At 68.5% G+C, this 23,191-nt stretch carries 20 protein-coding genes; 6 read left to right on the forward strand and 14 right to left on the reverse strand.

All coding sequences use genetic code 11. The features are described 5' to 3' along the window. Positions 1–187: 187 nt before the first annotated feature. Positions 188–550, reverse strand: coding sequence for a DUF2784 domain-containing protein (locus LIG30_RS00250; RefSeq protein ID WP_038708607.1), 363 nt, complete (start codon positions 548–550; stop codon positions 188–190). Between the two features lie 123 nt (positions 551–673). After that, the gene (locus LIG30_RS00255) at positions 674–934 is read right to left on the reverse strand and encodes a hypothetical protein (protein WP_038708644.1); all 261 of its coding nucleotides are present in this window, start codon (positions 932–934) and stop codon (positions 674–676) included. A gap of 415 nt (positions 935–1,349) precedes the next feature. On the opposite strand from LIG30_RS00255, the gene LIG30_RS00260 reads away from it, so the two are divergent. After that, positions 1,350–1,784 (forward strand): VOC family protein, encoded by a 435-nt coding sequence (locus LIG30_RS00260; RefSeq protein ID WP_038708609.1) that lies wholly within the window; start codon positions 1,350–1,352, stop codon positions 1,782–1,784. Positions 1,785–1,938: 154 nt separating this feature from the next. Here the strand turns inward: LIG30_RS00260 and LIG30_RS00265 are convergent, their stop codons facing one another. Beyond that, on the reverse strand, positions 1,939–2,280 hold the full coding sequence (locus LIG30_RS00265) for a DUF4148 domain-containing protein (RefSeq protein ID WP_038708611.1): 342 nt from the start codon (positions 2,278–2,280) through the stop codon (positions 1,939–1,941). A 232-nt stretch (positions 2,281–2,512) separates the two neighbouring features. Further along, positions 2,513–3,430: a hypothetical protein gene (locus tag LIG30_RS00270; protein ID WP_038708612.1), complete on the reverse strand. Its 918-nt coding sequence runs from the start codon at positions 3,428–3,430 to the stop codon at positions 2,513–2,515. 185 nt (positions 3,431–3,615) lie between these two features. On the opposite strand from LIG30_RS00270, the gene LIG30_RS00275 reads away from it, so the two are divergent. Beyond that, positions 3,616–4,839 carry an RtcB family protein gene (locus tag LIG30_RS00275; RefSeq protein ID WP_038708614.1) on the forward strand — a complete coding sequence of 408 codons (1,224 nt, stop codon included), beginning with the start codon at positions 3,616–3,618 and terminating at the stop codon, positions 4,837–4,839. 175 nt (positions 4,840–5,014) lie between these two features. Next, on the forward strand, positions 5,015–6,310 hold the full coding sequence (locus LIG30_RS00280; RefSeq protein ID WP_038708616.1) for an O-acetylhomoserine aminocarboxypropyltransferase/cysteine synthase family protein: 1,296 nt from the start codon (positions 5,015–5,017) through the stop codon (positions 6,308–6,310). A gap of 101 nt (positions 6,311–6,411) precedes the next feature. On the opposite strand, the gene LIG30_RS00285 is transcribed toward LIG30_RS00280, so the two are convergent. The 8 genes from LIG30_RS00285 to LIG30_RS00320 form a co-directional block, all read right to left on the reverse strand. Further along, the gene (locus LIG30_RS00285; RefSeq protein WP_038708617.1) at positions 6,412–6,810 is read right to left on the reverse strand and encodes a carboxymuconolactone decarboxylase family protein; all 399 of its coding nucleotides are present in this window, start codon (positions 6,808–6,810) and stop codon (positions 6,412–6,414) included. Positions 6,811–6,972: 162 nt separating this feature from the next. After that, on the reverse strand, positions 6,973–8,979 hold the full coding sequence (locus LIG30_RS00290; RefSeq protein WP_038708618.1) for a VTT domain-containing protein: 2,007 nt from the start codon (positions 8,977–8,979) through the stop codon (positions 6,973–6,975). A 118-nt stretch (positions 8,980–9,097) separates the two neighbouring features. Further along, a complete protein-coding gene (locus tag LIG30_RS00295) occupies positions 9,098–9,550 on the reverse strand; it encodes a hypothetical protein (protein WP_038708620.1) in 453 nt (150 codons plus the stop codon). 142 nt (positions 9,551–9,692) lie between these two features. Beyond that, complete coding sequence (locus tag LIG30_RS00300; protein ID WP_038708621.1) at positions 9,693–11,921, reverse strand: DUF3141 domain-containing protein; 2,229 nt, start codon at positions 11,919–11,921, stop codon at positions 9,693–9,695. Positions 11,922–12,096: 175 nt separating this feature from the next. Continuing rightward, a complete protein-coding gene (locus LIG30_RS00305; RefSeq protein WP_235510111.1) occupies positions 12,097–13,506 on the reverse strand; it encodes a TolC family protein in 1,410 nt (469 codons plus the stop codon). A 124-nt stretch (positions 13,507–13,630) separates the two neighbouring features. Beyond that, the gene (locus tag LIG30_RS00310) at positions 13,631–14,758 is read right to left on the reverse strand and encodes an ABC transporter permease (RefSeq protein ID WP_038708622.1); all 1,128 of its coding nucleotides are present in this window, start codon (positions 14,756–14,758) and stop codon (positions 13,631–13,633) included. Between the two features lie 2 nt (positions 14,759–14,760). Beyond that, positions 14,761–17,697 (reverse strand): ribosome-associated ATPase/putative transporter RbbA, encoded by a 2,937-nt coding sequence (gene rbbA, locus LIG30_RS00315; protein ID WP_038708625.1) that lies wholly within the window; start codon positions 17,695–17,697, stop codon positions 14,761–14,763. A gap of 3 nt (positions 17,698–17,700) precedes the next feature. Further along, positions 17,701–18,699 carry an HlyD family secretion protein gene (locus tag LIG30_RS00320; RefSeq protein ID WP_083493830.1) on the reverse strand — a complete coding sequence of 333 codons (999 nt, stop codon included), beginning with the start codon at positions 18,697–18,699 and terminating at the stop codon, positions 17,701–17,703. A gap of 198 nt (positions 18,700–18,897) precedes the next feature. On the opposite strand from LIG30_RS00320, the gene LIG30_RS25785 reads away from it, so the two are divergent. Further along, complete coding sequence (locus LIG30_RS25785; protein WP_152985942.1) at positions 18,898–19,290, forward strand: hypothetical protein; 393 nt, start codon at positions 18,898–18,900, stop codon at positions 19,288–19,290. Positions 19,291–19,478: 188 nt separating this feature from the next. Beyond that, positions 19,479–20,510, forward strand: a complete 1,032-nt coding sequence (locus LIG30_RS00325) for an AraC family transcriptional regulator (RefSeq protein WP_038708626.1) — start codon at positions 19,479–19,481, stop codon at positions 20,508–20,510. 42 nt (positions 20,511–20,552) lie between these two features. On the opposite strand, the gene LIG30_RS00330 is transcribed toward LIG30_RS00325, so the two are convergent. After that, entirely contained in the window at positions 20,553–20,996 is a 444-nt protein-coding gene (locus tag LIG30_RS00330) for a hypothetical protein (protein ID WP_038708651.1), read from the reverse strand. 389 nt (positions 20,997–21,385) lie between these two features. Next, positions 21,386–21,817 carry an Lrp/AsnC family transcriptional regulator gene (locus LIG30_RS00335; RefSeq protein ID WP_038708627.1) on the reverse strand — a complete coding sequence of 144 codons (432 nt, stop codon included), beginning with the start codon at positions 21,815–21,817 and terminating at the stop codon, positions 21,386–21,388. A 218-nt stretch (positions 21,818–22,035) separates the two neighbouring features. Here LIG30_RS00335 and LIG30_RS00340 point away from each other — a divergent pair, with 218 nt between their 5' ends. Beyond that, on the forward strand, positions 22,036–23,103 hold the full coding sequence (locus tag LIG30_RS00340) for an ornithine cyclodeaminase (protein ID WP_038708630.1): 1,068 nt from the start codon (positions 22,036–22,038) through the stop codon (positions 23,101–23,103). Positions 23,104–23,191 lie beyond the last annotated feature (88 nt).

Here is a 23,191-nt window from a genome sequence, read left to right on the forward strand (position 1 = left end):
ATCGCGTTGTTTGGGAGGACTGCAGGTGACAATCGACGAGCGCGGGAACGAAATGGAGGTCATTCCGTGCGCGGTGCATCAGGAATGGAGATGGTGCAATGCGATGATGCGTCGCACCATGATCGCGCGCCGTGTGTTGCCGGCTTCGGGGTGCCGGCCGGCAGAACGGAACTGACACGCCCCGAATTCACGCGCGCGGCGGGATGCGACGCCAAGTGAGCGCGATGACCAGCAGGAACGCCACGTAGGCGACCGCGAACACCCAGGCGGGCAAATCGTAATACAGGAGGGCACTCATCCAGCGCTGGATGAAGCCCTGCGGGCCGGCCCTTCCGGTGCGCAGCCAGTCCTCCAGCACAGTGAGGGGGCAAGGCACGCCAAGCACCGCGAGCGCCGCGACGGCGCCAATCGCGCCGAGATGCGCGATCCGGAACGCGCGATTGCGCACCCAGCCGCGCTCGCGCGCCGCCCAGATCGCGATCAACCCGCCGACGATGAACAGGACGAGCAGCGCGTGCAATACCAGAATCGTATCGGCCAGCCAGATCATGATGCCCCTGCCTCCGCGCGAGCAGCGAACCCCGCGAGGCGGCCGGCGTCGGCGCAACGCCGGTCAGCAGAGCGCATCAGCCAGCCGGCGCGCGTCGACGGGCGCTTCGGCCACGCCGGACACTCAATGCCGTCTGCCGAACACGCCGTCGTCGAGATCTTTCCTGAAATGCTGGAGCCAATCGCTTTCGTCGCAGATCGGGTATTCCTTCGTCACATGCGTCGACAGCCTCGTGATGCTGACATAGCCCTGGATACCGCAGTTCTCGTCGCTCTTCGGGTCCGTCGTATCGGTTTCCTGAATATCGAAGTCTCTTTCCACCATCCCCTTGCGATGCAGGGTGGAGAGAAAGCCCTCATGTTCGCCCGGTTCAATCAGCCGCATTTTCATCTCCTGATGTGCTCAAAAGAAGGCATCGCCGCCGGATGCCCTTGCGACCTCGGCTGCCACGCTTACTTCGTCTGCCGCAACGCGATCCTGTTGTTGTTGTCACGGGATGCGGCGCCATGTGCCGAGGCATTGCGTCCTCCCCGGTGTGGCCCATGGCACGCCACACTGCATTTCACGCGTTTCCAGTGTCTCACTTTTGCATGCTGTCGTGACCGCGACACCCGGCTCGCGTCGAGGTCATTTTCCAATCTGGCACCACCATCGGCCAAATTCACATACGATCGGGAACGCAACGAAGGCAGTATCGCCGACAAGCGTTTTGGGGGCGCAACAAAGCGCGACCGGATATCGGCGCGGGTCGCGGATGCCCCGTCATGCGATGCGTCGCAGGAACTGACATGGAGGATGAATGCAGCTACTGGATCACGTCTCGATCGGTGTCCCGGATCTCGATGCCGCCCGGCCTTTCTACGACGCAATCATGGCGGCCCTGGGGGCCAGGAAGGTTTACGACCGAACCGACGCGCTCGGATACGGCGAGCGTTGCACGTCGTCCGACACGGCATCGACGTGCGTCGCGGTGTATCTGGACGCAGGCCAGATCGGTGCGAACAAGCGGCACTGGTGTTTCAAGGCCGTCACCCGGGAGCAGGTGGATACGTTCTTTACGGCGGGTCTTGCCGCCGGCGGGCGGTCGGATGGCGAGCCCGGACTCAGGCCGCACTATCACGGCGACTACTACGCCGCGTTTCTTGTCGATCCTGCCGGCAATCGTGTCGAAGCGGTGTGCCATGCGGCTCCCGCATCGCAATCAGTGCCAGCGGCGACTGCTGACGAACGCTGAAAAAGCGCCCGGCCCGCGAGGACCGGGCGAAGCCATCGGCGAACCGATGGCGGAGGTAATGAAACGGGCGTGGCCCGCTACCGGGTCGTTCCGGTAGCGGGCCGATATGTCGAGCAGCGAATGCGCTCGCGGAGCGGGCCTTCCGTGTTGCGGATCAGCTGCCGCGATACAGCGACTTCATTTCTTCGTCGGTTGCCGGACGGACCACCGGCGCGCGCGAACCCGCGGCGGAGACACCTTGCGGCTGGCCGCCATAACCGCTCTGGTCGGCACCTTGCGCGACGTGCTGTTGAGCCGCCACGCGTGCTTCGGCGGCCTGAAGCGCCTCCGGGTAGTGCGGATCTTCGCCGACAGCCGGCTTGTAGCCCGCCTTTTCGAGCTGGACCAGTTCCGCACGCACCTGCGCGCGGGTCAGCGGCGCATTGTCTTGCGCGAACACGGCGACCGGAGCGGCAAGGGCAGCGGCGACGACGACGGCTTGAATCAGGTTCTTCATGGTACTTACCTCCGACTTTGTTTTATCCGGCTGCGAACACCTTGTTCGGAACCGATGACCACAGTCTAGGTAGGCACACACTTCAGAGATATCCGGCTGCGGGCAAGAGATTGTTCCCGATTCTTTACTGAATCGCGGAATGAAACGCGACAGCCCGCGCCGATTGGCGCACGTGACTGCAAATGTCGGTGGGGATTCGGCGCACGTCCTCGTGCACCGCCTGCTGCGCGGCCTACTGCGCCGTCTGCTGGCGCCGGTACTCCCTGGCCTTCATCTGCAGGTAGTCTTGCCGGTCCACTTCATGCAATTGCCGCGGATATTGCTCGGTCGCGTCGAACCACCGGGCGAAGCGCTGGTCCACCGGCTTGCCGAGCGTTCCCAGGTACGTGTCGATCGCGAGGTAGTAGCGCATCGTATTGCGCTCCAGCAGGCCGCGCACGCCGCCGATGTAGTCGGCCTGCGCGGGCGACGCCGGGCCGCCGGCGGTGGTGAATCCGACCTTGTCGTGACCGATGGTCGCCAGATACGTCTTCATCGCAATGCGCCCGACCGTGCCGAAGCCGTACGAGTAGGTCAGGTGCAGGAACGTGCGATTGCCGCCGACGGGGACGGCTTCGAGCGCGATACGGTAGTCCTTCGTGCTCATCGGACCGCTGTCGGCATTGAGGTCGACCTGAAAGTATCCGGGGGTCGAGGCCGCCACACGGTAATGAAATTGCACGCGATAGCTGTCGGTCAGGTCCTGTTCGACCTTTCTCCCGATGTTGACGTCGAGGAGGGTGCCGCTCCCGTTCGCCGACGCGTGGCAATACTTGGTGTTGAGGTGAAGGATCAACACGTCGCACCAGTTCGCGGGGCCTCGGGCAGGGTCGTCGAGCGTGGCGCTGACGACGTCGAACGGATAATTCACGACCGCGTAGATATCTCCCTTGAGCATGGACGGCTGCTCCATCGACTCGAGGTACAGCGGGCGCTGGAACGCATTGTGTTTGAGCTGCGGCGTGAGGCTCTGGTACCGGTCCATCAGGCTCGCGGCGTCGTTCTCCGCGAACCCGAGGACGCTCCAGCACAGGCAGCCCCCCGCCAGGACGGCCTTCCACCCGGCCCGGAACAGGGTGTTCTTGCTTGGACGTCGGTCAGGGTCGGCCATCGGTATGCTCCGGTTTCGCGTGTCGGTTTCGGGTATATGCTGCGTAGCATACCCCGCGCACTCTCCCCCGCCCGCTTCTTGTTATCCCTGATTTGATCTGAGGCATTCGCGCGCGGCGCGGCGGGCGCACGGGGTGCGGGCGCGGCGGCATGACGCCGCGCCCGCCCATGAAGCAAGGTGAAGCAATGAGTGAACTGGACTATCAGGTGATGGAGCTGGCGAACGGCAAGCCGGTGAAGATGTGGACGCAGGGCGTTGCCGTCGAGGAGGAGGCGCGCGCGCAATTGCGCAACACGGCACGCATGCCGTTCGTGTTCCGGCACATCGCGGTGATGCCGGACGTGCATCTCGGCAAGGGCTCGACGATCGGCAGCGTGATTCCGACGCAGGGCGCGATCATCCCGGCGGCGGTCGGCGTCGACATCGGCTGCGGCATGATGGCGGTACGCACCACGCTCACCGCGCCGGACCTGCCGGACTCGCTCGCGGGCTTGCGGCACGCGATCGAGCGCGCGGTGCCGCATGGCCGCTCGCCGGGGCGCCGCGATCCGGGCGCGTGGGGCGAGCGCGCGCCGCAGCCGGTGGACGAAGTCTGGAAGCTGCTGCAGCCGGGCTTCCGGCGCATCGTCGACAAGTATCCGGCGCTCGCGAAGACGAACCACTACACCCACCTCGGCACGCTCGGCACGGGCAACCACTTCATCGAAGTGTGCCTCGACGAGAACGACAGCGTGTGGTTCATGCTGCACAGCGGCTCGCGCGGCGTCGGCAATGCGATCGGCAGCCTGTTCATCGAGCTGGCGCAGGCCGACATGCGGCGGCACATCGCGAACCTGCCGGACCGCAATCTCGCGTATTTCAGCGAGGGCAGCCGCCACTTCGACGATTACGTCGCGGCGGTGGGCTGGGCGCAGGACTACGCGCGCCGCAACCGGCAGGTGATGATGGACGCGGTGATGCGCGCGGCGCGCGGCGCGATCGGCAAGCCGTTCGAGATCGACGAGCACGCGGTGAACTGCCACCACAACTACGTGCAGAAGGAGCATCACTTCGGCGAGGACGTCTACGTGACGCGCAAGGGCGCGGTGTCCGCGCAGAAGGGTCAGCTCGGGATCATTCCGGGCTCGATGGGCGCGAAGAGCTTCATCGTGCGCGGGCTCGGCAATCCGGAGAGCTTCTGCTCGTGCAGTCACGGCGCGGGCCGCGCGATGAGCCGGACCGAGGCGAAGCGGCGCTTCTCGGTCGCCGACCAGGTGAAGGCGACCGCGCACGTCGAATGCCGCAAGGACGCGGGCGTGATCGACGAGATTCCGATGGCCTACAAGGACATCGACGCGGTGATGGCGGCCCAGCGCAGCCTCGTCGAAGTCGTGCATACGCTGCATCAGGTGGTGTGCGTGAAGGGGTAGCGCGACGATTCGCCGCAAGGCGGCGCATCCGGTTCCGGCCAGCATGGTGGCCGCGCGGCGGCGATCCGCGGGCCGCACATGCGGATCGCCGATAAGCAACCCATCTTTCGATCTTAGTCGGCCGCGGGGCGGCCCCTATAATCGACCGACCATCACAACAACACCGGAGCACACCATGACCGACCGCACCTCCGCCGACTGGCGCCTCGAAACCATCGCCGTGCATGGCGGCTATGATCCCGATCCGACCACGCGCGCGGTCGCGGTGCCGATCTACCAGACGGTCGCCTATGCGTTCGACGACACGCAGCACGGCGCGGACCTGTTCGACCTGAAGGTCCAGGGCAACATCTACACGCGCATCATGAACCCGACGACCGACGTCCTCGAAAAGCGCGTCGCGGCGCTCGAGGGCGGCATCGGCGCACTCGCGCTCGCGTCGGGCCAGGCGGCCGTCACCTATGCGATCCAGACGATCGCCGAAGCCGGCGACAACATCGTGTCCGCGAGCGCGCTGTACGGCGGCACCTACAACCTGTTCGCGCACACGCTGCCGCAATACGGCATCAGCGCGCGCTTCGCCGACCCGCGCGATCCGGCGTCGTTCGAGCCGCTGATCGACGCGCGCACGAAGGCGATCTTCGCGGAATCGGTCGGCAACCCGCTCGGCAACGTCACCGACATCGCGGCGCTCGCCGAGATCGCGCATCGTCACGGCATCCCGCTGATCGTCGACAACACGGTGCCGTCGCCGTATCTGCTGCGTCCGTTCGAGCATGGCGCGGACATCGTCGTCCACTCGCTGACGAAATACCTGGGCGGCCACGGCACGAGCCTCGGCGGCGCGATCGTCGATTCCGGCAAGTTCCCGTGGGCGGAGCACGCGGACCGCTTCAAGCGGCTCAACCAGCCCGACGTCAGCTATCACGGCGTCGTCTACACGGAAGCGTTCGGCCCCGCCGCCTATATCGGCCGCGCGCGCGTGGTGCCGCTGCGCAACATGGGCGCGGCGATCTCGCCGTTCAACGCGTTCCAGATCCTGCAGGGCATCGAGACGCTCGCGCTGCGCGTCGACCGCATCACCGAAAACGCGTTGAAGATCGCGCAGTATCTGTCGGGGCACGAGAAGGTCGAATGGGTCAACTTCGCGGGGCTGCCGGATCATCCGGACCACGCGCTCGTGAAGCGCTACCTGTCCGGGCGCGCGCCGGGCCTGCTGACCTTCGGCGTGCGCGGCGGCCGCGACGGCGGCGCGAAGTTCCAGGACGCGCTGCAGCTGTTCACGCGGCTCGTCAACATCGGCGACGCGAAGTCGCTGGCGACGCACCCGGCATCGACCACCCATCGTCAGCTGTCGCCGGCGGAACTCGCGAAGGCGGGCGTGAAGGAAGAAACGGTGCGGCTGTCGATCGGCATCGAGCACATCGACGACCTGATCGCCGATCTCGACCAGGCGCTCGCGCGCACCTGACGCGCCGCCCGATCACGGCGGCAAGCGCCATGTCGTCGCCGTGCCGCGCAGGCGGGCGCGCGGCCGGTTCGCCGCCGCGCGCCGCGTGCGCGGCGCCGCGTTCAGGCCTCGTCGTCGGGCACGCTCAGGCCCAGTTCCGCGAAGACCTCGCGCGCGCTGCGGAACGCTTCGACCGCCGCCGGCGCGCCCGCGTACACCGCGCTGTGCAGCAGCACCTCGCGGATCTCGACCGGGCTCGCGCCGTTGTTGATCGCGCCGCGCACGTGCCCTTTCAGCTCCGTGCCGCGGCCGAGCGCCGCCAGCATCGCGCAAGTGCAGAGGCTGCGCGTCTTGAGATCGATGCCGCCGCGCTGCCACGTGCTGCCCCATGCGTGTTCGTTCAGCCAGTTCTGCAGCGGCCGCGAAAAACCGTCGAGATCGCGCATCGCCCGCTCGACGAAGGCCTCACCCATCACTTCGGTGCGGCGCGCCTTGCCCCGCTCCCGGTCCTGTTCGCTCATGTCGGTCCCCCTGTACGTTGAATCGCCGGTGCGGCAGCGCCCGGCACGCAGCGCATGCCGGCGTGGTTCGGCCGCGCGTCATCTTCGATCCACGCGGGGAGTTCGTCAAACATTCGTGCGCCGGTGGTGCGTCCGCGGCGGGCGAACCCCGGGCACACTGCCCTAGTCCGACGCCGGCACCAGCAGGATCTCGGCCGGCATCGTGGCCGCGCCCGCGGGCGGATGCACGATCGACGCGCGCACCGCCAGTGCCTGCTCGATCTCCGGCGCGCGGCCGATCGCCTCGGTCCGCGCGATCGTCAGCAGGCGCCCGGGGTGACGCAGCGTTTCGCGATACAGCGCGCCGTACCAGAGCGGCCGCGCCCCTTGTGCGTCCTGCAACGCGTGACGATCGCGCCACAGCCGCAGCACCAGCCGCGTGCCGGGATGTTGCGGGTCGGCGCGCACGAACACGCGCCGCGTGCTCTCGCCTTGCGAGAATCTCGGCAGGACCGGCAGGTCGCCGGCCGGCGTCTGCGGCATCAGCCACCCCAGCGCCGTCTGCGCGGACCACTCGGGCGCGCGCCGCCAGCCCGCCAGCGCGAGGTGCTGGTCGAGCGCGGCGGATTCGGCACGCCATTGCAGCGGCAGGTACTCCTCCCGATCGCCGCTGATTTCGGTGCGCCGCGTCGGCACCTGCCGCCAGCCGCCGCTCATCCACTGCGGCACCGTCATTGTCACCGCCGCGCGCGCGTGCGCGCGCTGCTCCCGGTCGGCGCGCCATTGCTGCGGCACCGTCCAGACGCCGACCGTCGCCAGCACGACCGCCACCGCGCACAACGCGCCTCTCGGCTGGACCTCGTCGCGGATGCGCCAGTACGCGAAAGCGCCGCCGAGCACCGCGAACCACGCAAGCCCGATGCTCCATCCGGCGAGCAGCCCGGACAGCCACGCCTGGCCCAGGTACAGTCGCGCGAAGCCGCCCAGCACGACCCACAGCGAGAGCGCGGTCGCGACGCCGCTGCGCCAGAACGCCGGCTGGCCACGCGTCATCAGCCACCCCATGAAACCGGACACAAGCGCGCCAAATGCCGCGTCACCGTCGGGCAGCGGCGCATGCGGGCTGCCGGGCTGCCAGTCGACAGGCAGCGTGCCGCGCGATGCCAGGCCGGCGTCCGACACGAGCACGACGGCCACGCCGACCGTCGCGAGCCACCAGGCAAGCGTCCGCCAGCATCGGTGAATCACGAGCCACGCGGCGAACGCCGCCGCGACGATCAATCCGGCATGGCGGCCGTTGAGCGCCATGAGGCCGGTCATCGCGGCATCGACGGGCGTCGTGCGCAGCGACTGGAGCAGCGTGTAGATTGCCGTATCCGCCCGCATCAGCGGATCGTTGGCGACGATGTCCTGGATCACGCCCGCAAACAGCCAGACGCTGCCGACGAACAGCAGCGCAAGCGCGCCGGGCCCGCGGCGCCCGCGCAGGAGCAGCCGGCCGGCATGCGACGCGACGCGCGGGAAGCCGCGCGCGAGCGCGCGTGCGGCGGCCGCCGACGCGCGTCTGACGAGCGGCACGCCGCGCCGGATCGCGACGCGCACCGCGACCCAGACGGCCCAGATCAGCGCCGCGACGACGACCAGGATCGCCGCGAGGCGCGCGCTGACCGCTTCGGCGAGCGCGGCCGACGCGCCGAATGCGATGCCCGGCACGATATGCGCGGGCGCCCAGGCGAGCGCCGACGCCGCGTTGACCGGATAGAACGTCCTGCGCGGCATGTGCGCGCAGCCGACGACGACCGGCACCACCGCGCGCAGCGGCGGGATGAAGCGCGCGAGCACGATGCTCTTGACGCCATGACGGTGCACGAACTGCTCGCCGCGCGCATACACGTGCGCGTAGCCGATGCGCGTCGAGCCGCTCTGGATCGCCTGCCGGTATCGCCGGCCGATTTCATAGCTGATGCCGTCGCCGACGATCGCGCCGGCCGACGCGACGGCCACCGTCGCCCAGCCGTCGAGCGCGCCCGCGCCGGCCAGCGCGCCCGCCGAGAACAGGACGATGCCCGCAGGCACCACCGTGCCGATCAATGCGATCGCTTCGGCGCACGCGGCCGCGAAGACGACGGCCAGCACGAGCGAAGGATGGGCGCTAACGGCGCCGAGCCAGGCCTGAATCGACTCTCTCATCGTGCGTCCACCCGATCCGGTCGGTCGCGCCTCCCGCCTTGCACGCGCCCGCAGGAAGTCCCGTTGGAGGACACCCGGCAAGGCTCGTTCGCAAGCCCGTTGTCAGCGTGAGCAGGCCCTAGTCCATCTCGTAGCGCCGCGCGTCCCGTTCGAACGACGACCCGGCGTAGCCGACCGTCGCGATCTCGCGCAGGTAGCGCAGCAGGAAGATCGCGATCGATCCTGCTGCCTCGTACTGGTGGACGTGGCGGAATTCGTGCGTGAGCAACCGGCGCGACACATGCCCTTCACGGATGAAGATCGCATGACCGAGCGCGAGGCCCACCGCGTCCGGCCCGAGCAGCCCGGTGTCGCGCCCGAGCTGGCGCAGCAACGGATCGTCGGGCTGCGGAAACGCGTGGATCATGACGATACGAATCCGCTCGGGATGTGCGACGCCGACCGCCCGCGCGTCGTCGAGGCGCGCGGGCGTCAGCGGTTCGCCCTGGGCGAGCCCGGCGGCGGCCGTCGCCTCGGCCCAGGCGATCGCGCCCGGCAGCGCGGCAGGCAATGCGGCGGCGAGATCGGTCATGGCAGGCGCTCCTCCCGGGATGGTTTCGTTCGTTGCGATCCAGTGTAGCCCGGAATCATGCAACGGCGGCAAACCGGCCACCATGAAGTGTGCCCCGGCGCGCTAAAGGCCGAGCGAGGCCGAGCGCCGCGCCACCCGTCGCTCAGCGTCGCGCGGCGCCCTCGAAGACCTCGAGGACATGCCGCAGGTCCGCCTGCTCCTGCGCGTCGAGCGGATTGCCGGCCGTCAGCACCTGCTCCAGCGCATCGCCGAGCCGACGGATCTCCGCCGGCTCCGCGCACGCCAGCAACCGGGGAATCGCGGCCATCGCCGCGTCGAGATCGACGCGCATCAGGTTCGTCTGCCGCCGCACGACGATCCGGAATGCCTCGATGCGGTTCGCGTTGCGGCGCGACGGTTGCTTGAGCGCGTCCGACTCGTGAAGGCGCAGCGCGAGATTGAAGCGGCGTTCCTCGATTTCCGGGCGATGCCGCAGCACGTAGAAGATCGCCCGCAGCGCCGCCTCGATCAGGCCGCCTTCGTCAATCGCCGAGCGCAATTCGGCGATTTTCCGGTCGACGAATTGACGGTGCTCCGGCGACACGCTCGGATAGGGCCGCGGCGGCCGCTCGTCGGACGCCTTTTGTCCGACGAGCGCCTGCAGCCACGGCGCGCCGTATACGGCCTCGAACGTCTGCTCGCAGGCGGCATCGCGCAGATCGCGCCACTGGTTCAACGCCGCCTCGATCGCCGCCGATACGCCCTCCTGCGCCAGCCAGGCCGGATTGTCCGCGGGCACCGGCGTCCGGTTGGCGCGGACGCTGCCGGCGACAGCCGACACCCAGGCGGCCAGCGGATTGCCGTCCGACCACCATTCGTAGGCCATGCGAAGCGGATGCAGGGTTTCGAGGACGTGCGCCGACTCGGGCGTCACGCACGCGCGGACCCACGGCTGCACGAAGGTCCGGTAAAGCCCGAGATTGATGTCCGAGCAGCGTGCGGCGGTGTCGAAGCGGCGGTCGCTCTGCGGGTCGGGCTGCACGATCTCGCGAATGTCGTCCAGCTTGCGCGGCTTCACGTCGAGCAGAAATTCGCCCTCGGCCGGGGCGGGCTGAACGTTCTGCTCGGGGTTCACGCCGATCGTGGCCTCGTAGATTCCGGACGGCAGCAGGTCGATGAGGTCGATGTTCGCCGCGAACTTCCGGTGCTCCTTGCGCCCGACGCCGCCCGACACGAATATGCCGAGATGGCCGATGCTCTCGTGCGTCGCGTACACGATGGTCTGGTCATGCGTCAGCACGTCCATGTCGTCGCGATACAGATCGGTGATCCAGCCGAGCGCCTGCGGCGGCGGCGTGATGTTGTCGCCGTACGAGCAGAACACGACGATCGGCGAGCGGATGTTGCGCAGGTCCAGGCGGATGCCGTCCGACGTGATCAGCTCCGCGGTGGCCAGGCGGTTGCCGACGAACAGGTTGTCGACGATGTACTGCATTTCCACGTCGTTGAGGAACACGTGCCCGCCCCAGTATTCCTCGAAGTCGAGGAAGCGGCGGGCCTCGGTGTCGACTTTCGAATAGAGGGTGTAGCGCTTGCTCCAGAGCGTGTTGGCCGGATTCAGGTTCTCGAAGTTCTGCACGAGCCACGCACCGTCGAAGCGCCCCGCCCCCAGGTCGCTCGTCAGCGCGGTCAGCCACGAGCCGCCGAGCAGGCCGCCGGCGTAGCGCATCGGGTTCCTGCCCTTCCAGCCGGCCCAGTACGAGACGGGCGAACCGGCGACGATGATCGGGCCGAACAGCTCCGGGCGCATGGCCGCCGTCATCAGGATCTGCCAGCCGGCCTGGCAGTTGCCGATGACCGCCGGCTTGCCCTGGCTGTCCGGGTGTCGCTCGATGACCTTCTCGAGGAATGCCGCCTCGGCGCGCATCACGTCCTCGACCGTCTGCCCCGGCACCGGGTCCGGGAGAAAGCCGACGAAATAGCACGGATGGCCCGCGCGCAGCGCGGCGCCCACCTCGCTGTCGGGCTTGAAGCCGCCGATGCCGGGCCCATGCCCGGCGCGCGGATCGACGACCACGAACGGGCGCTTGGTATCGTCGGTCGGCGCATCGGCATGGGGCAGGATGCGCACGAGCCCGTAGTTCACCGGTTTCGGCAGGTCGAGCCCGGACAGGATCAGTTCGCAGGGGAAGTGCAGGACGTTGGGGACTTTCTCCGCCAGATGCGCGGTGTACCGGTTGCCGCGCTCGCGCATCACGTCCGCGTACAGGATGCCGCGCTGCCACGCGTCGGCCAGGTAGGCGGCGAAGGCGCCCCATGGGTACAGGCTGTCCGGCAGAAACGGAAAGCGTGCGGATTCAACGGTTTCGGCTGCGTGGTCGATCGTTTGCATGACTACCCCTGTTCTCCATCGTCGATAAGCCCGCCGGACTTCCCTGACGGTTCGGATGTGCGTTGCGGGGCACGGTCGCCCGGCCCGGGTTCATTCGGAATGCAAAGCGGCGGCAACCGCGCCCCGCTTCGCGGCGGCGGCGCGGCCCGGAGAGGCCCGCGCCCGCCTCGACCGCTCACGTCTTGCCGGGCGATCCCTCGTCTCCGCTCGACCAGCCGCCGCCGAGCGCGAGATACAGCCGCACCGTCGCGAGCGCCTCGCCGGTCTGCGACTGCACCAGCTCGTCTTCGCGCCGCAACGCGTCGATGCGTGCATCCAGTACATCCTGCAACGTCCGCCGGCCGCCTTCGTAAAGGCGCCGGGCCTCGTCCGCGTTGCGGCGCGCGATTTCGAGCGTCGCCGCCAGCCGCTCGCTGCGCTGGTCGAAGCCGTGACGCACGCCATACGCGCTGTCGACTTCCTCGAGCGTCTGCAGCAGCGTCTTGTCGTGCTGCGCGAGCGCGGCCTGCAGGCGCGCATCGTTGGCCTCGATGTTCGAGCGAATGCGCCCCGCGTTGAAGATCGGCAGGTCGGCGCCGACGCCGATCAACCCGCCCGTGCCGCTCAGCGCCGACAGGCCGTCGAGATGCACGCGGCCGTCGAGGCCGACGAACGTCAGATAGAAGCGCGGCAGCAGGTCGGCTTTCGCGCTGCCGAGCCGGGCGGCCTGCGCGCGCACCATCGCCGCCGTCGCGCGCACGTCGGGCCGGCGCTCCAGCACCGCCGACGGCAGTTCGCCCGCCGGCACGGCCGGCACCCGAAACGGCCCCGGCGCGGCCAGCGGCGCGGCCTGCTGCGGGGGCTGGCCGGCGAGGATCGCGAGCCGCCGCCGGCGCACGTCGATCTGGCTCGCCAGCGCGGGACGCTCGGCCTCGCGCGCGACGATCTGCTCGTTCACGCGCGCCACGTCGTAGCGCGTGGCCTGCCCGGCACGAAAGCGCGCGTCGGTATAGCGTTGCAGCGCATGCAGCGTGACAAGGCTGCGATCGAGCAGATCGAGCCTGCGCTGCAGCCCTTGCGCTTCCAGGTAGTTCTGCGCGACGTCGCCCGCGATTGCGACGCGCGTGCCGCGCAGCTTTTCCTGCGCGGCGTCGGCCAGCAGCGCGGCGGCCTGCGCGTCGCTCGCGCGGCGGCCGAAGATGTCGACTTCCCACCCGGCCGTGATGCCGCCCGCATAACTGTCGAGATCGGGCGAACCGTCGGGCACCTGCGACGGATCGCGCAGGTCGCCGAAGCCGTGGACGCCGCCCGCCCGCGCGGACAGCGACGGATAGCGCGCCGATTCGGCGACCGCCGCGAGCGCGCGCGCCTCGCGTACGCGCGCCTGCGCGACGCGCACATCCGTGTTCGCGCGCAATGCGTCATCGACATGTCGGGCAAGCGCGGGATCCTGCCATTGCGACCACCAGTGCGCGAGGTCGGCTTGCGTGCCGTCCGCCGCCGGCACTTGCTCGAACGCGGCGGGAACGTCGCGCTGAGGCGGCACGTCGACCTTCACGATCGACGTGCAGGCGGCGAGCATCGCCGCCGCGATCGCGACGGCCACGGCGGCGCCCTCTCGCCGGCGCGACGCGCGTCCCGGCGCACGATCCGGCATACGGCGCGCATCGGCACCCGTCGCGGGTCTCGCGCAAGCGTTCTGAATGATTCTGAAGTCGGTCATCGGCGATTCAACCTTGTTGCGCGAGCATCGAACGGAAGCGCACGAGCGCCAGCGCGAGGAAAAGTCCGCCCGCTGCGGCGATGCCCAGCAGGCGCGGCCATACGATGTCGATGCCCGCGCCGCGGAACAGGATGGACTGGGTGAGCGCGACGAACTGTGTCGTCGGCAGCAGCTTCACGAACGGCTGCATCGCGACCGGCATGCTCTGCACCGGCGTCGCGGCCCCGGAGAGCAGGTACGCGATCGCATAGGTCGGGACGGCGAGCAGCCCGAACTGCGGCATCGCGGGCGCGAGCGTCGCGAGCCACATGCCGAGCGCCGTCACCGAGAACAGGTAGAGCGCGGTGCCCAGCGCGAACAGCGCGATCGAGCCCTGCAGCGGCACCTTCAGCCACACGTTCACGACGAAGCACAGCGACAGCAGCGACACGACGAAGATCACCGAGCCGTTCGCGATGATCTTCGCGACGGCGATCTCGCTCGCGCGCACCGGCATCACGAGCAAGTGCTCGATCGTGCCGTGCTCGCGCTCGCGGATCACCGCGGCGCCGACCAGGATGATCGACAGCACCGTGATGTCGATGACGATCTGCATGGTCGACGTGAACCAGTACGATTCCGTGTTGGGATTGAACTGCACGCGCACGACCGCGTTCACGGGCAGCCGCGCGTCGAGGTTGCGCGCGCGCAGGAACGCGAACGTCTCGGTCGTGAAGATCTGCTGCAGGTACGCGGTGCCGAGGCCCGCCTGCGTCATGGCGGTCGCGTCGACCAGCACCTGCACGGACGGCGAGCGGCCCGCCAGCACGTCCGCCTCGAAGCGCGGCGGGATTTCGATCGCGAAAATGTAGCGGCCGCGATCGAGCTCGGCGTCGATGTCCTGCCGGCCGACGTCGACCGGCGGCTTGAAATACGGCGGCTGGATCGCCGCGCGCAACTGCCGCGACAGCTCCGAGTGGTCGCCGTCGATGATCGCCACCGACGCATTCGACACTTCGGCCTTGATCCCCTTCGCGACCGAGTAGACGGCGAGCGTGAACGCGAACACGATCAGCGCCATCAGCGTCGCGTCGCTGAACAGGCTGAAGATCTCCTTGCGGCTAAGACGCGCGACGTTCTTGAACCATTGCGTCACGGCTAGGCCTCCTGCTTCGGCAACAGGCAATACGCGCCGATCAGGTAGAGCAGCGCGAAGCCCGACAGCGCGGCGTACATCGTGCCGAAGTGGGCGGCGCCCAGGCCCTTCGTGAAGCTGCCCAGGCTCACGAGCTGGAACCACGACGACGGAAAGCCGAGCCCTGCCCAGTAGCTGCTCCCGGTGAGCGTCGACACCGGATAGAGCAGCCCGGAGAAATTGACCGACGGAATCAGGCACAGAATCGCGGTGCCGAAAATCGCCGCGACCTGGGAGCGCACGAACGTCGACACGAGCAGGCCGAGGCCGGTCGCCGCGAACACGAACAGCAGCGCGCCGATCGAGAGCGCGACGAACGATCCCTTCAGCGGCACGCCGAGCACCGTGACGGTCAGCGCGACGAGCACGAGGTAGCTCGCCATCGCGAGCCCCACGTACGGCGCCTGCTTGCCGAGCAGGTACTCGCCGACGCCGGCCGGCGATGCGTAGAGATTCGTGATCGAGCCCATCTCCTTCTCGCGCACGACGCCGAGCGCGGTCAGCATCGTCGGGATCAGGATCAGCGCGAGCATGATGACGCCGGGCGTAATCGCGTAGATGCTGCGGAATTCCTCGTTGTAGATGAAGCGCGACTCGACCGACACCGGCAGCGCGGGCATCGCGACGCTCGCATGACGGATTTCCTTGCCGACGTAGTCGAGCAGCACCGCGTTCACGTAGGTGCCGATCGTCGCGCCGGGGAACGGGCTGGAGCCATCGACATGGAACGACAGCTCTGGCCGGCGCCCGGCGAGCAGGTCGCGGCCGAAGTCCGGCGGAATCTCGACGACCAGCTGCGCGTCGTCGGCCTGCAGCAGGCGGCGCGCTTCGCCGTCGGTGTACACGTGGCCGGTCGGCACGAAGTAGCGCGAGCCGGAAAACTGCTCGACCAGGGTACGGCTTTCAAGGCTATGGTCGCGATCGAGCACGGCGAATCGCACGTTCTCCACATCGAACGACACGCTCCATGCGGCGGCGAGCAGCAGCACCACCGGGCCGAGCAGCGCGAACGCGAGCCGCAGCCTGTCGCGCGCGAGTTCGAGCGACTCGCGGCGCGCGAAGGCCCAGATGCGCGCGAGCGAACCGGCGGTGGGTGCCGCGGTGGGCGAGGCGGTGGGCGAGGCGTTAGCCATTGCGTTGGCCGTCGCTTCGGCAGTCCCTTCGGCAGTCCCTTCGGTAGTCCCATCGGCGGTCCCATCGGCGGTCCCTTCGGCCGTCGCTTTGCCGGCCGCTTCGGCGGTTGCTTTGGCCGTCGCTTCGGCGGACGCTTCGTCCCCCGCGTCCGGCTGCGCGCCGGGTCGCGCCGCCTCCGGCTGGCGCGAGGCCGGCGTCGGCGCGCTGGCGGCCTCGGCTTCTTCGAGACAGGCCACGAATGCCTCTTCGAGCGTCGACGCGTGACGCTGCTCGCGCAATTCCTCCGGGCTGCCCACGGCGAGCACGCGGCCGCGGTGCATCAGCGAAATGCGGTCGCAGCGCGCCGCCTCGTTCATGAAGTGCGTCGAGATGAAAATGGTCACGCGCTCCTCGCGCGACAGCTGGATCAGGTGCCGCCAGAACATGTCGCGCGCGCCGGGATCGACGCCCGAGGTCGGTTCGTCGAGGATCAGCACTTCCGGCTTGTGCAGGCACGCGGCCGCGAGCTGCAGCCGCTGGCGGATGCCGAGCGACAGCGCGGCGGGCCGCTCGTCGGCGCACGGCTGCAGCTCGAAGCTCGCCAGCGACCGCTCGACGGCCTCACTCGCGCGCGCGCCCTCCATCCGGTAGAGCTTCGCGTGCAAGTCGAGGTTCTGCCGCACCGTCAGCTCCTCGTACAGCGAGAACGACTGCGACATGTAGCCGACCTTCATCCGCGTGTTCATGTCGGTCGCGTCGATCGGCTTGCCGAGCAGCGTCGCGGTCCCGCTCGTCGCGTCGAGCAGGCCGGTCAGCATCTTCATCGTCGTGGTCTTGCCGCAGCCGTTCGAGCCGAGAAAGCCGAAGATCTCGTTGCGCTCGATCCGGAAACTCACGTGATCGACCGCGACGAAGCTGCCGAAGCGCCGCGTGAGCCCGTCGGCGACGATCGCGGGCGCGCCGTCCTGCGGGCGCGGCGGGATCACCAGGTCGCCCGCGTCGGCGCCGCTGGCAGCCGGCAGGAGCGACACGTACGCCCGCTCCAGGTCGTCCGTGCCCGCGCGCTCGAGCACCGCCTGCGTGCTGTCGTTGACGAGCACGCGCCCGCCGTCCATCGCGACCAGATGCTCGAAGCGCTGCGCCTCTTCCATGTAGGCGGTTGCGACGATCACGCTCATGCCGCGTTGCTCGGCGCGCAGATCGTCGACCAGCGTCCAGAACTGGCGGCGCGACAGCGGATCGACGCCGGTGGTCGGTTCGTCGAGGATCAGCAGGTCGGGATTGTGCACGAGCGCGCAGCACAGGCCGAGCTTCTGCTTCATCCCGCCCGACAGCTTGCCTGCCGGCCGGTCCGGAAACGGCGCAAGGCCGGTGGCATCGAGCAGGCGCTGGATGCGCGCCGCGCGCGCACGCGCATCGAGCCCGAACAGGCGCGCGAAGAAATCGATGTTCTCGTACACCGAGAGCGTCGGGTACAGATTGCGCCCGAGCCCTTGCGGCATGAACGCGACGCGCGGCAGGATCGCCTCGCGCCGGTCGCGCACGCGCAGGTCCGCGCCGAGCACCGACACAGCGCCCTGCTGGATGCGCTTCACGCCGGCGATGACGCCGAGCAGCGTCGACTTGCCGACGCCGTCCGGGCCGATCAGGCCGATCGTCGTGTGCGCCGGCAGCGACAGCGATACGTCGTCGAGCGCGAGCGCCGAGCCATAGCGATGCGACAGGTTCGCGACCTGGATCGCACCCGCCGCATGGCCCGCCCCCGACGTGCCGAGCGTGGCAGCCATCGATCAGCTCCCGCGCACGGCGAGCGCCGCGGGCCACGGATGCGAGCCATCGAGCCGCACGAAGCCGTTGCCGGTCAGGCCGGCCTTCAGCCGTGGCGCGAGACGCCGCGCCACGTCGACCGGCAACTGCAGCTTCACGCGATACATCAACTTCGCACGCTCGCCTGCGGTTTCGACGTATTTGGGCGTGAACTGCGCGTCGCTCGACACGAAGCCGATGCGCGCGGGAATCGGTTCGTTCGGGAACGCGTCGAGGACGATGCGTGCGTCGGCGCCGATCGCGAGCTTGCCCGCCTGAGGCGCCGGCAGGAAGATCGTGAAATAGATGTCGTCGGGGTTGAGCATCGTCGCGACGCGCCCGCCTGCGGGCAGCACCGCGCCGACTTCGACGATCCGGTACTCGACCCGGCCCGCGATCGGCGCGCGAATGGTCGTGTCGGCGAGCACGGTCTTCAGCCGCGCGATCTGCGCGTCGGCCTCGGCGATCGCCGCATGCGCCTCGTCGAGCCCCGAGCGGGCGGCCTGCTGGCCGGCCTCGGCGCCGTCGAGCGCGTAGCGGCGGCGCTGGCGCTCGACGCCCGACACCTGCCCGTCGCCGAACAGCTTCGACGTCTCCGTCCATTCGAGGCCCGCCAGCCGCTCGTTCGCCGCGCTCGCATCGACCTCGGCGCGCGCGCGTGTCGCCGCGCCGGCCGCGCGCGTGCGCGACGCGTTGGCCGCATCGAGCTGCGCCAGCAATTCCGAGTCGTCCTCGCGCGCGACCACCGCGCCCGCCGCGAGCACGTCGCCCTCGTGAACGGGCAGCTCGACCACGCGCCCGCCGTACTTCACCGCGACATCGATGCGCGCCATTTCGAGCCGCCCGTTCGCGAACGCGATATCGTCCGGCCATGCGCCGCGCCGGTCATGCGCCCACCAGACGCCCGCCCCGATCAACGCGGCCGCCACGACCGCCGCGATTGCCCAACTCCGCCTTTTGTTCATCAGCACTCTGTCGACCATGGATCAATCCACCGCGGGCCCAACCGGCCGCTCGTCGCGTACAGCCGCCGCGAAACGAAAATCCCCGACAGCATTCATCGAATACATATCAACCATGGCAGTGCGCAATCTCCCGAAAACGAGCTGATTCATTCGCATAACTATTGCCCGGCACCCGATACCTGATACCTGATACTCGGGCGCCGTTCGTGAGACAAAATGACGCCGCCCGAATCGGACATCAAACCCACTCGCGTCACCGGCGGCGGGCCGAATAAAGACACGCGCCCGACTCGTCGTCCGTATTCGCCCATTGAAATCGCAGCGTCGGTCCGGCGCGCGGTTTCATTGACCTGGGCGGTTTCTATTCGAGCACGCGGTTCGAGGAACCTGCAACGACAGCGCATGCCCGCGAGGCCATTCAAACGCCGGCGTGCATCGACGCCGCGCACGCGGAACGCGGCGCATCGCGCCATGTTCCGCATGGCACGGGATCGCGGACATTGCGAGGCGGGAAATCGCGCGACGGCATGCGCCGACAATCCTAGCGGATTTATCGCGACGTGCGCGCTCCATTACCGGGACAACGACGAAAACGCGACAGCCATTTGACACGCCCGCTTTCGCCGCATCGATATTCTTTCCGGCTTCGCGTCGGTTTAAATACGCGCGGGTGCCGGGCATCACACGCGATGCAACGCCTCGACATGTTGCCCGCCGCATACAAAAACTACAATGTTGGCAGAGGACAAATATTTTATGATTCAGGCCAAAGCGATGTTTCCACGAGGTCCATCAGCATGAGTTTCGGGGAATTCACGAGGGGCCCGGCCAGCGCAAGACTCCTGACCGGTTTCGGACAGGAGCATGGACTCCCGGCCGCTCGCCTGCTTGCCGGCACGCGCCTCGCCGCCAGCCAGCTCGACGACCCCAACCTGGAACTGGCCGCCGCGCAGGAGCTGCGCATCGCCCAGAACCTGCTGCGGCTGCTGAAGAACCCGCCCGGCCTCGGGTTTCAGGTGGGACTGCGTTATACGTTTTCAGTGCACGGGATGTGGGGCTACGGCCTGATCAGCAGCGAGACCGCCGGACACGCGCTCACGCTGGCGCTGCGTTTCCTGCCGCTTTCATACGCGTTCACGTCGATTACGTACCACGAGCACGAGCAGGCCGGCGTATTGCGATTCGGCGAGCCCGACCACCTCGCGGATGAGGTCCGGCAGTTTCTCGTGGAGCGGGACATGGCCGCCGCGGCCGTCCTGCTGCGGGAAGTCCTGGGCGGCGACGTTGCGCCGCTCCGTTTTGCGTTCCGGGGCAAGCGGCCGCCATCCGCATGCCGGGCGTCGCGGGCATGGCCGGCCACGCCCGGCGTGGAGCACGAATTCTCCGCGCGGTTCAACAGTCTCTCGTTCGAGCGCGCGCTCCTGAGCCGTGCACTGCCGCATGCGAACCCGGTCACGGCGTCGATGTGCGAGCAGATGTGCATGCGGCTCATGGAATCGAGGCGCGCGCGCGCCGGCGCCGCGGCGACGGTCCGTCATCATTTGAGCGCCGCCGGGGCCGCGCTGCCGGATCTCGGGCGCATGGCCGGCCTCATGAACGTCAGCGAGCGGACGCTGAAGCGCCGCCTGAGCGACGAGGGCGTCACGTTCCGGACATTGCTGGCCGAGGCGCGCCGTTCCGCCGCCGAAAACCTGCTCGGCGCCGGCGACCTGACGCTCACGGAAATCGCCGGCCGTCTCGGCTACAGCGATCTGTCGAGCTTCTCGCAGGCGTTCAAGCGCCGGCACGGCATCACGCCGAGCGCGTTCCGCAAGCGCGCGCGGAACTGAGCGGCGCGGGTGCGGCCGGATGCGCCCGGAGGGTCGCGGGCATCAGTTCTCGCACACGATGGCGGAAAGCATGAGCGGGATGACCTGGTGTATCGCCGCATGGCTGCCCGCTTGCCGCAACAGCGCTTCGACGGAATCGGTCGAGCCGAACACCACGGCGCCATAGATCGGCCCCGAGGGCGTCTTGCCGCTCCCCGGCTTGAACATCGGATCGCCCGGCTGGTATCCGAACACCGCGCGAACGCGCAGGCCGAATGCGGTGAGCCCGGCGTCGTGCCTGGGCTTGAACGCATTGACCGAGTTGGCCTCGACGAGCATCGGGGAGGGGTCGATCGACTGGTCGCCGATGAGCCTGGAAATGAATGCGTGCGCGCTGGACTTGCAGGTGAACTGGTCGTCGAGATCGTGCGCGAGCACGGACGCGGGACACAGTCCCGCACCCAGCAAGACCAACGGAATCAGGGTGGTGAAAAAGCGCTTGTTCATGGCATGGCCGTTGGATGTCTTCTGCTCGATGCCGCGACGGCGCAAGCCGTCCGGCCCGTCGCGCGGGCGCGGCGCGAAAGAGACCGGCGCGCCGAAACGCGTTGCGCGCCTTCGCCGGCCGATGCCGCCACGGCATTCCCCGTTCTTCCGATAGCCGCCGCCCGCGGAAATATCATCATAGGACGCTATCCGACATACAAAAGTTCTTTTGGAAAAGACACGAGCGGAAAACGGCGCGCGGCGGCAAGCGAGCGACGCCGTCCCGCGATGCGGACATGCGTCGTCACATGTGCCGGCCGCCGTTCATCGCGACGTCGCTGCCGGTCATGACGCCGGCCGCATGGCTGGCGATGAAGGAAAACGCTCGAAGCGTGAGAGCAGCGCGTGACTCACGCCTTGTGCGTCGACAACAGAATGCTCGTCTCCGTGTTCGCGATCCCGTCGATCAACCGGATCGCGCCCAGCACGCGATCGAAATGCTCCAGCGAATCCGCATGCAGCTCCGCGATCAGATCCCAGCGCCCGTTGGTGCTGTGGATCGTCGCGACGTTCGGATGGCCGCGCAGCACCTTGATCACCTCCGCCGCGCGGTTGCCCTCCACCGCGATGCACATCAGCGCACGAATCCGGTGCCGTTCGGCCGCCGGCTTGAGCCGCACCGTATAGCCGACGATCACCCCGTTCTTCTCCAGCCGGATCAGCCGGTTCTGCACGGTCGCGCGCGCGACCCGCAACGCCTTCGCCAGCGCGACGACCGACAGGCGCGCGTTGTCGCGCAGCAGCGCAATGAGCTGGCGATCGACGTCATCGAGCGTAATCATCTGAGCGCGCGTCCCCTTCATGAATGCGTCAAACCGCAAGCCTGACGCGCATTGGCGCGTTCGGCCAGCGCCGGTCCATCACATTGCCACTTCCTGCAGGCATTTTGCGCAGTCTATCGGTGAATCTGTCACTTATGCTGTCTTTTTGTTGGCCGACCTCGCGGAAATAATGTCTCTATCGGCGGCTCGCCACGCCGCGCCCAACCCAGGAGACTCCCATGACCCGCTTCCTCGACGTGCCCGCCACCGCCCGCCTGATCGCCCGCAGCGGCGTGACGCGCGTTCTGCGCGAACTCGTCGACACGCTGCGCGCCGACTTTCTTCGATGGAACGATTTCGACAAGTCCCCGCGCGTGGCCTGTCATTCGCGCGACGGCGTGATCGAGCTGATGCCGGTCGCCGATGCGGCGCTGTTCGCGTTCAAGTACGTCAACGGCCACCCGGTCAACGCGGCGCGCGGCATGCATACGGTGATGGCGTTCGGCGCGCTCGCCGAGGTCGGCACCGGCTATCCGCTGCTGCTCGCCGAACTCACGCTGACCACCGCGCTGCGCACCGCCGCAACGTCGGTGCTTGCCGCGAGCGCGCTCGCGCGGCCGGACGCGCGCACGATGGCGCTGATCGGCAACGGCGCGCAGAGCGAATTCCAGGCAATCGCGTTCCACACCCTGCTCGGGATCGACGAGATCCGCGTGTTCGACGTCGATCCGCGCGCCACCGACAAGCTCGTGCGTCACCTCGGCGCGTATCCGGCGCTGCGGATCGTGCGAGCCGCGTCGAGCGCCGACGCGGTGCGCGGCGCGGACATCGTCACGACCGTCACCGCGGACAAGACTCGTGCGACGATCGTCACGCCGGACATGATCGAGCCGGGCATGCACCTGAACGCGGTGGGCGGCGACTGCCCCGGCAAGACCGAGTTGCACGCCGACGTGCTGCGCATGAGCCGCGTGTTCGTCGAATACGAGCCGCAGACTCGCATCGAAGGCGACATCCAGCAATTGCCGGCCGATTTTCCGGTCGTCGAGCTGTGGCGCGTGCTGCGGCGCGATGCCGCCGGCCGCGAAAGCGCCGCGCAGGTCACCGTGTTCGATTCAGTCGGCTTCGCGCTCGAGGATTACGCCGCGCTGCGTTATCTGTATGTGCTCGCGCAGCGGCACGACGCAGGCGTCGAGATCGCGCTGATTCCGCCCGCCGACGATCCGAAGAACCTGTTCGCGCTGATCGGCGATCCGACCGCCACCGCCAGCGCGCCCGTGCCGATTGCCGCCGAGGCTGCCGCCTGAACGTGCCGTGCCGTGCCGTGCCGTGCCGCGCCGTGCCGTGCCGTGCCGTGCCGTGCCGTGCCGTGCCGTGCCGTGCCGTGCCGTGCCG

The organism is Burkholderia sp. lig30 (assembly GCF_000687455.2).
Taxonomy (GTDB): Bacteria; Pseudomonadota; Gammaproteobacteria; order Burkholderiales; family Burkholderiaceae; genus Burkholderia.